Origin of the sequence: Ferruginibacter sp. SUN002 (assembly GCF_050611725.1) — a bacterium.
In the GTDB taxonomy this organism is placed as follows: domain Bacteria; phylum Bacteroidota; class Bacteroidia; order Chitinophagales; family Chitinophagaceae; genus Ferruginibacter.
In genome coordinates, this window is sequence record NZ_JBODJB010000001.1 from 3,143,319 (window position 1) to 3,157,228 (window position 13,910).

Consider the following 13,910-nt stretch of genomic DNA (forward strand, 5'->3'; position numbering starts at 1 on the left):
TACAAAGTTTAAGAGGTTGAAAATGTTCAAAAAGTTTTACAAGTTTAATGAACGTTAAACGTATTAAACGATTTAAATCTTTTAAACGAGTTTAATACCGTCATTCTCAAAAACAATCTTCCGTTGCTTATATAAATTCCCCGTTGTCATTTTAAATGTTTTTTTGCTCATTGCAAAAAAATCATAGATATCATCGGGATTGCTTTTGTCGTTGTATGGAAGAAAACCATTATTCTCTTTCAAAAGTCTGATCACTTTTTCAGTTTCATCCTCTACTCTTTTGTAGCCCGGCTTACCTGCTGCAAGATCAATTTTATTGCCATCGGGATATATCTTTTTTACATACCCCTGAAATTTATCGCCTACTTGAATATTTCTGTAAATTTCATTAAAATGCAAAACGCCTGTATATTGATTGTTGATGATGCACACATAACCAATATCGGAACGACGTTGAACCGTAAGGTCAACAACATCCAATTCTTTTAATTGTACAAGATCATTATTTAGAGCATCAGCTAATCTTTCTGTTGCTGCAATACGTCCTGTCTGTTCATCTATATATATCTTAACCAGATAATCGCCATTCACCCGCATTCCTGTTATTTGTTTTGCAGCAGGAACAAAAATATCTTTCATCAAACCAAGGTCTAAAAACGCTCCCTGTGGTGTTGCATTCACACACCTTAATTTTACGATATCTCCTACTACAGCTTTTGGTTGTTGAGTTGTTGCAATCAATCTTTCTTCACCATCATGATATAAGAACACTTTTATCTCATCGCCAACTTCCAAGCCTTCGGGTACAAAACGTTTGGGCAATAAAATACCTTGAGCGCCATCATCGAGATACACACCGAAATCTACGGCACGTATTACTTTTAGTGTATTGTATTGACCGACTTTTATCATAATTGTTTTATGTTGTTAAACTAAAGAGCCCCTCAACGAAAAGATGCTTATCAAAAACCAAGAGATCTTCTGCCTTTTCACCAACGCCGATGAACTTTACAGGAATCTTGAATTGATTGGCTATTGCCAATACCACACCGCCTTTTGCTGTACCATCTAATTTAGTGATTGTTAGAGCAGTAACATCCGTTGCGGCAGTAAAATGTTTTGCCTGCTCTAATGCGTTTTGACCTGTACTTCCATCCAATACCAACATTACCTCGTGTGGTGCATCAGGAATTACTTTTTGAATTACTCTTTTTATTTTAGTTAACTCATCCATTAAATGAGCTTTGTTATGCAATCTACCTGCTGTATCTATTAAAATAACATCTACATTTTTTGCAACACCACTTATCACCGTATCATAAGCTACCGAAGCAGGATCACTACCCATTTCTTTTTTAACTATAGGCACATTAGTTCGTTCACTCCATATCGTTAGTTGATCAACTGCTGCAGCTCTGAAGGTATCGGCGGCACCGAGTAAAACAGATTTCCCTGCTTTAGAAAAGTTATGTGCCAACTTGCCAATAGTTGTTGTTTTACCAACACCATTCACACCAACTACTAAAATGATATGCGGTTTATTGCCCGTAGGTAACTCATAATTTTCATATGATGTATCCTGCGGAGCTGCTACCAGTATTTTTTCTATCTCTTCCTTTAATATTGTATTAAGTTCTGAGGTTCCCAAGTATTTATCTTTGGCAACACGTTGTTCAATGTGCTCAATGATCTTAACGGTTGTTTCAATACCTACATCAGCGCCAACCAATGCTTCTTCAACATTATCCAACACCTCTGCGTCAACAGTGCTTTTTCCGGCAATGGCCTTTGTTATCTTGCTAAAAAAACCTTCTCTTGTTTTTTGCAATCCCTGCTCAAGACTTTCCTGCTGCTGCTTTTTTCCGAAAAGTTTATCGAAGAGTCCCATGTTTTAGTTCTTGGTTTATAGTTCTTAGTTGTAGATCGAAGTATTATTAAAACAAAGAAAGCTGTTCCGATATTTCAGAACAGCTTTAATATAGTAAGTACTTAGCAAATTAACTTGCTAAAAATTCTTTCACTTTATCTTTGTGAACGATGTTTTCTTTAAAAGTATATGCACCGGTTTTAGGACTGCGTTCTGCACGGATCACTTTTGTCCAGTTCTTTGCTTCTGCTGCCGCTTTAATATCTTTAACCTTAGCGTTCTTTGATGCTGCTTTTGCCATTTTCTTTTAATTTGAAGATTTGATGATTTGGAGATTTGATGATTGCACCATCCAATCAGCAATTCAATTATTTAATTTCTTTGTGTACAGTTACTTTCTTAAGAATAGGGTTGTATTTTTTCAACTCTAGTCTTTCAGGAGTATTTTTTTTGTTCTTTTTAGTGATGTAACGACTAGTACCTGCCTGGCCGCTAGCTTTGTGCTCTGTGCACTCTAAAATCACCTGAACTCTGTTGCCTTTCTTTGCCATTTTATCTTAATTGTAAGATTATTAAATTTTTTCGCCGGCAGCTCTCAATTGTTTTACAACAGAAAGTAAACCGTTTTTATTGATAGTGCGGATAGCTTCTGACGAAACTTTCAACGTTACCCATTTGTCTTCTTCAGCCAAGAAATATCTTTTCGTCTGCAAATTTGGTAAAAATCTACGTTTTGTCTTGATATTTGAATGCGATACTTTGTTACCTGTAATTGGCTTCTTACCTGTAACCTGACATACTCTAGCCATTGTACTAATTTTTTGGACGGCAAAGGTAGGGAAAATATTTAAGAATTTTTAATTAAGAATTAAGAATTTTCGACTTTTGGGGAAAATTATTCTTACTTAAGCCTTTTTTTTGCGATGAGAGCTGATAACCAAGGCTGTTTGTAAAGCTACGGCAATAATTATTAGTGCAACGCCTAAGTAAAATTGAGTGTGTAAAGCTTTGTTTTCCTTGAAGAAAATAAAACCCAAAATAATACCATAAACAGGTTCTAAATTGTAAGCCAGATTAGAGGTAAAAGGTGATATTTTTTTCAATGCATTTAGCTGTAAATCAAAGCATAATACGGTACATAACAAGGCCAATACGATCAACCACCACCAATCAGCTAGCGTTGGTAAAAAATAGGTTGCAGGAAAAAAATATAGGTATACCGGAATTAAAATACTCAATACAATCAACCCTCCGATCATTTCGTAAAGGGTAAGAATGGAGGGTGTAAACCGATTGATCAGTTTTTTATTGAAAATGGGGAAAAGTGAGCTGCCTAAAGCGGCAAAAATTCCAAAAATGATCCCCAATTTATACTGAGGATGAAAATCGAATATAATATAGATACCTATAATTGCTAAAAGCCCTAAGATGATCTCCACTGGTTTGATCCTTCTTTTAAAAATAATAGGCTCTAAAAAAGCTGTGAAAAAACCCGAAGCAGCCAAACAAACAACAGCCACCGAAACATTGGCATATTTTACACTACCGTAAAATGTTACCCAATGGAATGCAATGATACCTCCAACTCCGAAAACTTGCAACATATCCTGCATAGAAAGTCTTACCAATTGTTTTCGTATAAATAAGATTACAACCAGCGCAAGCACCGTAAGCAATAATCTGTACCATACTAAAAGCCCTTCGTTCAATCCAATTAACTTTCCGAGTATTGCCGTAAACCCAGCTAAGAAAACCGCAATGTGTAATTGTGTGAAGGCTTTTTTCATTGGGGCAAAGATAGTAAGCAGTTAGAAGTTGAGTGTTGGGAGAATAATAACTTATATAATCTTTGATAATTTCTCGAATTGAAAGCTAACATCCAATTTCCAACCTCAAACAAACTCCTTCCAAAAAAAAACATAAATAACCACAAACTATGAACCGCAAACTATAAACTAATTATATTTGCCTCCTCATAATCAACTTCTATATGAATTATAAACGTATTAACAACATTACCGGATGGATCGTGTGTTTCATTGCATGTGCAGTATATCTTATGACAATGGAGGCTACCGGTAGTCTTTGGGATTGTGGCGAATTTGCCAGCAGTGCTTATAAATTGCAAACGCCGCATCCACCGGGGGCACCTCTTTTTGTTTTGATTGCCCGTTTATTTATGATACCGTTCTCTCACAATGCAGCATTAGGTGCTAACACAATGAGTGCTTTAGCAAGTGGCTTCACTATTTTATTTTTATTCTGGAGCATTACCCACTTTGCAAAAAAGATCGTTCAAAAAAGCGGAGAAGAATTAACCGGAGAAAAAACTTTCGGCATCATGGCTGCCGGTGTTGTTGGTGCGTTAGCATATACATTCAGCGATTCGTTCTGGTACAGTGCAGTTGAAAGTGAGGTATATGCATTGTCATCTTTCTTTACTGCTATTGTATTCTGGGCTATTCTTAAATGGGAGAACGCTGTTACAGAAGAACAAAAAGCCGGTATTAATGGTCACTTTACAAGTGCCGACAGATGGCTTATTCTGATATTTTATTTTATGGGATTATCAATTGGTGTGCATTTATTGAACTTGTTGACGATTCCTGCAATTGTAATGATCTATTATTTCAAACGTTATAAAGTAACCAACTGGGGAACCTTTTGGGCTTTTGTAATTGGATGTGTGATCACCGGTGTGGTTCAAAAAGCCGTTATTCAATGGACTATTAAAGGTGCCGGTAACTTTGATGTACTGTTTGTAAATGATTTTGGTCTGCCTTTTTTCAGCGGCTTTGCTTTTTTCTTTGTTTTATTGGCTGTACTTATCTTTTGGGGAATACGTGTTGCTAAAAAGAAAAACTGGAATTTCTTACGTCTTGGTCTTTGGATATTCACCTTCATGCTATTAGGATACTCTACTTATTTTACAACACTAATTCGTAGCAATGCAGATACTTCAATTGATATGTTCAATGTAGATAATCCGGTGAGCTTAGTTGGCTATTTAGCTCGTGAACAATATGGCGAAACGCCTGTTTTATTCGGACAGGATTTTACTGCTGAGCCTATTGATTCGGAAACAGAAGAAACCTACATAAAAGGAAAAGATAAATACGAAAAAAATGGCAGGAAGATCAATTATGTTTATGCTGATGAAGACCAACATTTCTTCCCTCGTATGTGGGATGCAAGCAATGATCAAGGCCGCCATGCTGACTTCTACGCAAGTTTTGCAGAAATAACAAAAAATGATAAAGGCGAATGGGACAGAAAACCTACCATGGGAGACAATATCAACTTCTTCATGCAATACCAAGTTGGTTGGATGTATATGCGTTACTTCATGTGGAACTTTGCAGGTAAACAAAATGATATACAAGGAACCAACCCGGGTAATCGTCGTGATGGTAACTGGAAATTTGTAGATCAAAAAGCTTTACCCGACACCTTAAAACATAATAAAGCAAACAATACACTTTTTGCCCTACCGCTTATTCTTGGCATATTGGGCCTTGTATTTCAATTTTCAAAAGATAGAAGAGATGCATTGGTAACAGGTTTGTTATTTTTCTTTACCGGCTTTGCCATTGTAGTTTATTTGAACATGCCGGGCAATCAACCTCGTGAAAGAGATTATGCGTTTGTAGGATCGTTCTATGCGTTTGCTATATGGATCGGCTTGGGTGTTTTATTTGTAAAAGACCAGCTTTCAAAACTGATCAGCAAACCATTGGCAGGATATGCCGCTGCTGCTGTTTGTACTTTAGCTGTTCCATTGTTGATGGCTTCTCAGGAATGGGACGATCATGACCGCAGCAATAAAACTTTAGCAAGAGATCTGGCTATTAACTATTTAGAAAGTTGTGATAAAAATGCCATCGTAATCTCGTATGGCGATAATGATACTTATCCACTTTGGTATGCACAAGAAGTAGAAGGTATTAGAAGAGATGTGAGAGTGATCAATTCAAGTTTACTTGGAACAGATTGGTACATTAATCAATTAAGATATAAAGTAAATGACAGCGACCCTATCGATGTTATATGGACCAAAGAACAGATTGAAGGTCCAAAGAGAGATGCGATCATCAGCTATCCGATTGCAGGCGTAGATCCAAATCAGTATATGGATCTTTATACGATGATGAAAGACTATGCAGGTAGCGAAGATCCGTTAAGGCAAGTTCCGGCTAGAGGTGGTGGAATGTTGAGTGTTTATCCTACTAAAAAAGTGATCATACCGGTAGATGTTGATCTTGTAAGAAGAAACGGAACAGTAAATGCAGATGATAGTGTACTGACCGAAATTCGTTTTGAAATTCCTAAAGAAAAAGATCAATTGAATAAGGGTGAAACAGCGATCCTAAATATCATTGCTGCCAATAAATGGAAACGCCCTATTTACTTTACAAGTAACGGAGCAGGCTTAGGATTTGACAATTATTTACGTAGCGATGGGTTGACAAGCCGTTTAGTACCGGTTGTTAACACCGGCGTAAACAGAGATTGGGTGTACGATAAAATGATGAACAAATTTGTTTTTGGTAATTGTAATAAACCCGGTGTTTATTATGATGAAGAAAACCGTCGTCACTTAAATTCAATCCGTTTGGCATTTGCTGAAGCTGCGTCTAATTTAGCAGATAACGGCAGAAAAGAAGAAGCTAAAAAATTATTGCACAGATGTGATTCAAACATGTTGCAGGAAAACTTCCCTTATGGAATGGTTTCCCGTAATCAACTGCATGATTATTTTTCTATTCAATTCATGGAAGCAGCTTATAAAGCAGGAGATTTCACATTAGCAAATAAGGTTTTTGAAAGCTTGAAAAAAGATCTTCAACAACAAATAACTTATTACAGCAACCTTAGTGATGGTGCACAGGAAGCATTAGCTGATGATGCAAAACAAGCCGATCGATTCCTTAAGGGTATAGAACAAATGAAACAGCAATATACCAACCCTCAACCACCTGTAGAACAGGCAACACCTGGTAAATCAACCGGCACAGGCACAGCTCCTGCAAAAGTAGCAGATACACCAAAAAAGAAAAGCTAATAAAACAACTTCATAAATAAAAAAACCTTCCGAAATACGGAAGGTTTTTTTATTTAACAACCGAACCAATCGATGAGCTTAAATGTTTCGTAAATTGTGGGGAGGCAAAGAATATCGAAAAGTGAAAAACTATGAAAGGATATAACTTCTCAAAATATGATCCCAACCAAGATGGCAAAAGCAGTTTTGAAAAATTGCTCGACATCTTCATGCAATTACTCACCTATACAAATGGCGATGTAAGTGAAGCAATGCAGTGGATGAATGAATTGGATAAAGAATATAATCTTACCAATGATGATTATGGCATGGGAGACTTTTTTGAAGATCTGAAAGACAAAGGATACATTGATGAAAATAAACAAAACGGAGAGATAAAAATTACTCCAAAAACAGAACAAGGTATCCGTAAAAAAAGTCTGGAAGAAATTTTCGGTAAACTAAAGAAAACAAAACAAGGCAACCACAATACATTCAAACCTGGCGGCGGTGATGAGATCAATCCCGAAACAAGACCCTTCCAATTTGGAGATACACTCGAACAAATTGATTTCACCGCTTCCATTCGTAATGCACAAATCAATCATGGTGCAGAAAGTTTTCGTTTGCAGGAAGATGATCTTGAAATCAGAGAATCGGATTTTAAATCGCAGACATCAACAGTATTGATGATCGATATTTCTCACTCAATGATCTTATATGGCGAAGATAGAATTACCCCTGCAAAAAAAGTAGCCATGGCATTGAGTGAACTAATACAAACCAAATATCCAAAAGACACACTGGATATAGTTGTATTTGGTAATGATGCATGGACCATTGAAGTAAAGGACCTACCCTATTTACAAGTTGGTCCGTACCATACCAATACAGTAGCAGGATTGGAATTAGCTATGGATATTTTACGCAGAAGAAGAAACCCTAACAAACAGATCTTTATGATCACCGATGGTAAGCCTACCTGCTTAAAAGTTGGTGGAAAATATTATAAAAACAGTTTTGGTGTAGATAGAAAAATATTGAACCGCTGCATGAGTTTGGCTACACAATGTAAAAAATTAAAAATACCGATCACAACTTTTATGATCGCTTCAGATCCTTACTTGCAAAGGTTTGTACAGGAATTTACAGAAACGAATAATGGCAAGGCCTTCTTTGCTTCGCTTGATAAATTAGGAGCGTTTATATTTAAAGATTTTGAAAGCGGAAAAAGAAAAACAGTATATTAAAAAATAAAAAAGATGAGCAGACCAACAATTAAAACATTTGGCGAATTAAAGAAGAGCGGCTACGTTTCTAAAAGCATCAAAGATGAAATACGTGAAAATCTAATTGTAAAAATTAAAGCTAAGGAAAATCCGTTTCCCGGTATATTGGGCTACGAAGATTCTGTAATTCCCGATACAGAGAGAGCCTTGTTATCCCGGCACAATATTTTGTTCTTAGGCTTACGAGGTCAGGCCAAAACAAGAATGGCCAGACAAATGATCGAATTATTAGACGAATACATACCAATTGTTGCCGGTAGTGAGATCAATGACGACCCTATGCAGCCAACATCTAAATACGCAATCGATTTGATAGACCTGCAAGGAGACGAAACACCGATTGAATGGCTTCACAGGAGCCAACGATATGGAGAGAAATTAGCTACACCTGATGTAAGTGTGGCAGACCTTATCGGCGATATTGACCCCATTAAAGCAGCTAATTTAAAATTAAGTTTTGCAGATGAAAGAGTGCTGCATTACGGTATCATCCCAAGAAGCAATCGAAGCATATTTGTGATCAATGAATTGCCTGATCTTCAGGCAAGGATACAAGTTTCCTTATTCAATATTCTGGAAGAAGGCGATTTGCAGATACGTGGTTTCAAACTTCGTTTACCATTAGACGTTATGTTTGTATTTACTGCAAACCCGGAAGATTATACCAACCGTGGGAGCATTGTTACGCCACTGAAAGACAGAATTGAAAGTCAGATATTAACACATTATCCTAAATCGATTGAAACATCATTAAGCATTACTGAACAAGAGGCCAACATTAATGAAGCTCAATCCCAAAAAATAAAAATAAGCGACTTAGTAAAACGTTTGATTGAGCAGGTTGCTTTTGAAGCCAGAGGCAGCGAATTGGTTGACAAGAAAAGTGGCGTAAGTGCAAGATTGACGATTGCTGCATACGAAAATGCAGTGAGTGCTGCAGAACGCAGAGCATTTATGAACAATGAAAAAGAAACGCAAGTGTGGATCAGCGACCTGATCGGTATCATTCCTTCTATCACAGGAAAAATAGAATTAGTGTATGAAGGAGAACAGGAAGGTCCTTATCAGGTTGCATTTAATTTATTAGAAAGAGCCATTCGCACTCAATTCGGCGAGTATTTCCCTAACCCTGATGCACTAAAAAAGAAAAACAGAAAAGAGAAAACAGAAACAGAAAATCCTTACCGATCGATCACCCGGTGGTTTGACGGCGGCAACCATCTGAATACGCTTTTTGACACCAAAGACGCAGACAAAATTCAATTGCTTTATAAGGTAGATGGGTTACATTCTCTGGTAAAAAAATATTTTAAAGGTGCGAATGAAAAAGAAACTGCCTTATTAATGGAATTTGTTTTACATGGACTTGCAGCACACTCATTGATCAGTAAAAAAGTGTTGGATGGAAGAATAGAATTCAAAGATCTGATGGGCAGTATGTTCAATTTAGGTTCACAAGAATTTAGCGAAGATGATTTTAATGAAAGTGATTTCAACTAATAAAAAAGCCGCAGTTATTTACTGCGGCTTTTTACTAATGTATGATCTGATTAGAATTTATACCCGAAAGAAACACCTCCATATATCGGCCAGAAAAATCCTTTACCAAATAACGGATTAAGTGTTGCTCTGAAAAAGAAACCACCATCCTGCGGCTGCATACGATAACCAAAGTTCAGGTGCCCGAAACTTGTTGAAAATTTATCGGTACTGCTACCTGATCCATTATCATAAGTATCTTTTGTACTCACAACTGTCATACCACCGCCAATTTCAAAATAACGTTTACCTTCACTATCATTACCGCCAAACATATAATTTATACCGATCGGGATAAAAATAGCAGTTGACCTGTTACCGGCTTCACCAAGACTAAAACCACCAATACCCACACGGCCACCAATACCTTTTTCAGATTTTGTAAACCGCATATCATAGTTCAAAGACGCAAAGCCCGGTCCACCTAATTCGAAATAAGCAACTTTTGCAGGGCTTTCTACTTCTTCTGCTTTTTTATGTCTTGGTCTTTCTACTTTTTCATCCTGAGCGTTTGCACTTATTGCCGATAAAAGTAAAAGTGCTGAAAATATTTTCTTCATGTTAAGTTTTTTAGTGGTGACAAATATAAACAAGATATTGTTGTGTCAAAATTTTAAATAATATTAACTTCTCTCTCTAATGTTACGCCAAACTTTTCCTTCACACTTAAAATGATTGCTTCACTTAAATCATAAATTTCGTTACCGCTAGCAGTACCGTAATTTACCAGCACCAAAGCTTGTTTGGCATGACAACCTGCATCACCTTTTCTATATCCTTTCCATCCGCATTGTTCAATTAACCAACCTGCAGCAAGTTTTGTTTTACCATTTGGTAAAGAGTAGCCTACGATATTAGGATATTGAATATTTAATATTGAATATTGATCATTACTGATCTCAGGATTTTTAAAGAAACTACCTGCATTACCAATCTCTTTCGGATCGGGTAATTTTGATGAACGAATATGTATCACAGCTTCCGAAATAGCCTTAATACTTAATTCCTTCACACCCATTTTTTCTAACTCTTGCTCTATTGCACCGTAAGAGGTATTAAAAACAGGGACTTTATTCAATTTATACGTAACAGAAAGTATAACAAACTGTCCTTTAAATTTTCTTTTAAATACACTCTCTCTATATCCGAATGCACATTCACTTAAATTAAATTTTATTATTTTTTTCTCTGTTAGATGAAATGCTTCCAATTCATGAAATACATCTTTTATCTCCACACCATACGCTCCTATGTTTTGCATTGGCGATGCTCCAACATTGCCCGGTATCAAAGAAAGGTTTTCTATGCCTGAGAAATTATTTTCAATACAATACAATACAAACTGATGCCAGTTAACACCTGCTCCAGCTTTGATATAAACTGAATTGTCGTCTTCGCCTACTTTTTCAATTCCCTGGATGTTATTCTTCAATACGAGTCCTTCGAAGTTTTTAGTGAATAAGATATTGCTGCCGCCGCCGAGGATCAGTATTGAGGGTTGGAGGCTGGAAGCTGGAAGTTGTTTAAATTCGAGGAGCTCCGATAGTTCATCAACGGTATTAAATACGGAAAAATATTGTGCCATTGCACCAATGCCAAATGTGTTATAATTTTTTAGTGATATGTGTTGTTCTATCATTACCAACTACTGATTTTATTTAACTAATACATATCAACATCTGTAACAATGGAGACAGATTTGAAATGTTTTTCCGATTGCAATAAATTAAAATGGTTTTGCAGCACCTTCTTATACTGTTGTATCCGTTTCATATCTAAAGGAAGCTTGATCAATATTTCCATCAAATACTGATTTCTTATTCTGCTGACAACCGGTGCCGCAGGGCCAACTACCAGGTCTCCAAGATCTTTTTGCAAAGCTATGCCCAATTTATCAGCAGCTTCGTCTACAACATCTTTCAATTTATGTTTTAAAATGATCTGTATTATCCTGCTAAATGGCGGGTAAAAAAACTCTTTCCTATTAGCCAACTCAAACTCGTACATTTTTTTATAATCATGCAACTGTACAAATTGTAATACAGGATGTTTTATTTGTGATGCCTGTATCAACACTTTACCTTGTACATCCTTTCTGCCGGCTCTGCCACTCACCTGCTCCATCAATTGATAAGCTCTTTCGTTTACACGAAAATCTGCAAAACTCAATAGGCCATCAGCATCTAATATACCTACCAGACCCACTTTTTCAAAATCCAGCCCTTTAACCACCATTTGCGTTCCTACCAAAACATCTATTCTTTGTTGTTCAAACTGTCTTATAAGATCATCATGCGCTGTTTTACCTCTTACCGAGTCTACATCCATTCTGGCAACTCTTAATTTCGGAAATTCTTCTTCTATCAATTCTTCTATCTTCTCCGTACCAAAATTCCGTTCATTCCAATTCACTGTACCACATGCCGGGCATTCAATTATTTTAGGATAAGTTGTGCCGCAGTAATGACAGTGCAGTTTATTAGAAAATTTATGAAGCGTTAATGTTACATCACAATTCTTGCATTGGGGAAGATAACCACAGGTACCACAAATAAGATAAGGTGCGTACCCTCTTCTGTTTTGAAACAAAATAACCTGTTTGCCATCTGCAACCGTTTTCTCTACAGCCTCTTTCAACTGAGGAGAGATCATTACCTTTCCTTTTTGTACAACTGTTCTTGTATCAACAATTTCAATGAGCGGCAATTTAACACCACCGAAACGTTCATTCAACTCAACTAAACCATACTTTTCTTTTTGTGTATTGTAATATGTTTCAATAGATGGCGTAGCGCTACCCAGTAAAACTTTTGCGTTGAACAATGAGGCATAATAAATTGCCGTATCTCTTGCATTGTATCTTGGTGCAGGATCCTGCTGTTTAAAGGATGCGTCATGCTCTTCGTCTACCACTATCAACCCCAACTCTTTAAATGGCAGGAATAGGGCGCTACGTGCCCCCAGAACAATCCTTGTTTCGCCGCTTTTAATTTTATTCCATAATTCTACTCTTTCATTATTGTTGAATTTAGAATGATAGATAGCAATATTGCCGCCAAAATGTATTTGCAAACGACGAATCATTTGTGCGGTTAATGCGATCTCCGGCAAGAGATATAAAACCTGTTTACCCTCATTATAAAATTGTTCGATCAACTTAATATACAATTGCGTTTTTCCGCTACTTGTAACACCATGCAGTAAGCAAATATTTTTTTGGGTAAAACTTTCCTGTACTTCTTTCAATGCTGTTTCTTGTGCCGGACTCAGATCAAAATTAACTTCCATTGATCTGGGTGAAACTTTAATTCTATCAACAGCTCGTTTTTCTATTAGCAAGATATTTTTATCTGACAGCCCTTTTAGTTGTGCTGCAGAAGCGCCGGACTTTTTCAACAACTCAGCTTGCGTTACTTCTCCTGTAGTTTTTATTAAATGGAGGTAAGCCAACAGCAATTCCATTTGCTTAGGTGCTTTTGTCCAATTATTTAGCAACTCTCCTAAAGCATCTTCGTTATCATACTGCGGATTAAGTAAAACAAAGTTTTCCTTTTTCGATTTGTACTTTTCAGTGAGGGCTTCCCAAACCTGGCAAACTCTTTTATCGATCAATCTTTTTATAACCGGATAAATATGCGTAACATCCAGTATCTGCTGCACTTCGGTCAAATTCAACTGCTTTTTAATCAGCAGCGCTTCGGCAACTAAATATTCATCATGATCAAGTAAAGAAAAATCATCTCCATACTCTTCATCGAACAATAAAATAGTTTCACTACTCAATTTAAAATGAGCTGGTAATGCGGCAGCCATCACTTCTCCTTCGCTGCACATATAATAGTTGCTTACCCAATTCCATAATTGTAATTGCTGTGGATATAACACAGGTTCATCATCCAAAACATTGATGATATCTTTTGTTTGATATGGAGGAGCTTCGGATGAAATTGATTTTACAATTCCTGCATAACGTTTTGCTTTTCCCAGTACCACTTCCACTCTGCAGCCGGGTTTAACTTTATCTGCAAAGATTGAAGGAATGGAATATGTATATGTTTTAGGTAGTGCCAACGGAAGAATGACTTCGGCAAATAATACACCCCCTCCGCCCCCTAAAGGGGGAACTGTGAAGAGTATATTGCTTTCAGTTATCATCTTTAATTTCTGTTTCGTA

The 13,910-nt window shown here is 36.7% G+C and carries 12 protein-coding genes; 3 read left to right on the forward strand and 9 right to left on the reverse strand.

The window, feature by feature from the left end; translation table 11 throughout:
* Positions 1–81: 81 nt before the first annotated feature.
* The 6 genes from ACQ33O_RS13420 to ACQ33O_RS13445 all read right to left on the reverse strand — a co-directional run bounded on the left by ACQ33O_RS13420 (position 82) and on the right by ACQ33O_RS13445 (position 3,654).
* On the reverse strand, positions 82–912 hold the full coding sequence (locus tag ACQ33O_RS13420) for a CvfB family protein (protein ID WP_430996105.1): 831 nt from the start codon (positions 910–912) through the stop codon (positions 82–84).
* A gap of 7 nt (positions 913–919) precedes the next feature.
* Complete coding sequence (gene ftsY, locus ACQ33O_RS13425) at positions 920–1,888, reverse strand: signal recognition particle-docking protein FtsY (RefSeq protein ID WP_430996106.1); 969 nt, start codon at positions 1,886–1,888, stop codon at positions 920–922.
* Positions 1,889–1,997: 109 nt separating this feature from the next.
* Entirely contained in the window at positions 1,998–2,168 is a 171-nt protein-coding gene (locus ACQ33O_RS13430; protein WP_430996107.1) for a DUF4295 domain-containing protein, read from the reverse strand.
* A 67-nt stretch (positions 2,169–2,235) separates the two neighbouring features.
* Positions 2,236–2,418 carry a 50S ribosomal protein L33 gene (gene rpmG, locus ACQ33O_RS13435; protein WP_430996108.1) on the reverse strand — a complete coding sequence of 61 codons (183 nt, stop codon included), beginning with the start codon at positions 2,416–2,418 and terminating at the stop codon, positions 2,236–2,238.
* Positions 2,419–2,439: 21 nt separating this feature from the next.
* Positions 2,440–2,676, reverse strand: coding sequence for a 50S ribosomal protein L28 (gene rpmB / locus ACQ33O_RS13440; RefSeq protein WP_430996109.1), 237 nt, complete (start codon positions 2,674–2,676; stop codon positions 2,440–2,442).
* A gap of 96 nt (positions 2,677–2,772) precedes the next feature.
* Complete coding sequence (locus ACQ33O_RS13445; protein WP_430996110.1) at positions 2,773–3,654, reverse strand: DMT family transporter; 882 nt, start codon at positions 3,652–3,654, stop codon at positions 2,773–2,775.
* Between the two features lie 203 nt (positions 3,655–3,857).
* Between ACQ33O_RS13445 and ACQ33O_RS13450 the strand changes: the two genes are divergently transcribed.
* The 3 genes from ACQ33O_RS13450 to ACQ33O_RS13460 all read left to right on the forward strand — a co-directional run bounded on the left by ACQ33O_RS13450 (position 3,858) and on the right by ACQ33O_RS13460 (position 9,697).
* On the forward strand, positions 3,858–6,929 hold the full coding sequence (locus ACQ33O_RS13450; RefSeq protein ID WP_430996111.1) for a glycosyltransferase family 117 protein: 3,072 nt from the start codon (positions 3,858–3,860) through the stop codon (positions 6,927–6,929).
* A gap of 131 nt (positions 6,930–7,060) precedes the next feature.
* The gene (locus tag ACQ33O_RS13455) at positions 7,061–8,158 is read left to right on the forward strand and encodes a vWA domain-containing protein (RefSeq protein WP_430996112.1); all 1,098 of its coding nucleotides are present in this window, start codon (positions 7,061–7,063) and stop codon (positions 8,156–8,158) included.
* Between the two features lie 12 nt (positions 8,159–8,170).
* A complete protein-coding gene (locus tag ACQ33O_RS13460; RefSeq protein ID WP_430996113.1) occupies positions 8,171–9,697 on the forward strand; it encodes an AAA family ATPase in 1,527 nt (508 codons plus the stop codon).
* Positions 9,698–9,747: 50 nt separating this feature from the next.
* Here the strand turns inward: ACQ33O_RS13460 and ACQ33O_RS13465 are convergent, their stop codons facing one another.
* From ACQ33O_RS13465 to priA, 3 genes are read right to left on the reverse strand one after another with little or no spacing between them, the layout of a single operon-like run.
* Entirely contained in the window at positions 9,748–10,296 is a 549-nt protein-coding gene (locus ACQ33O_RS13465; protein ID WP_430996114.1) for a hypothetical protein, read from the reverse strand.
* 53 nt (positions 10,297–10,349) lie between these two features.
* Positions 10,350–11,375, reverse strand: a complete 1,026-nt coding sequence (gene murB, locus ACQ33O_RS13470; RefSeq protein WP_430996115.1) for a UDP-N-acetylmuramate dehydrogenase — start codon at positions 11,373–11,375, stop codon at positions 10,350–10,352.
* A gap of 23 nt (positions 11,376–11,398) precedes the next feature.
* A complete protein-coding gene (gene priA / locus ACQ33O_RS13475; protein WP_430996116.1) occupies positions 11,399–13,891 on the reverse strand; it encodes a replication restart helicase PriA in 2,493 nt (830 codons plus the stop codon).
* Positions 13,892–13,910: the final 19 nt, after the last annotated feature.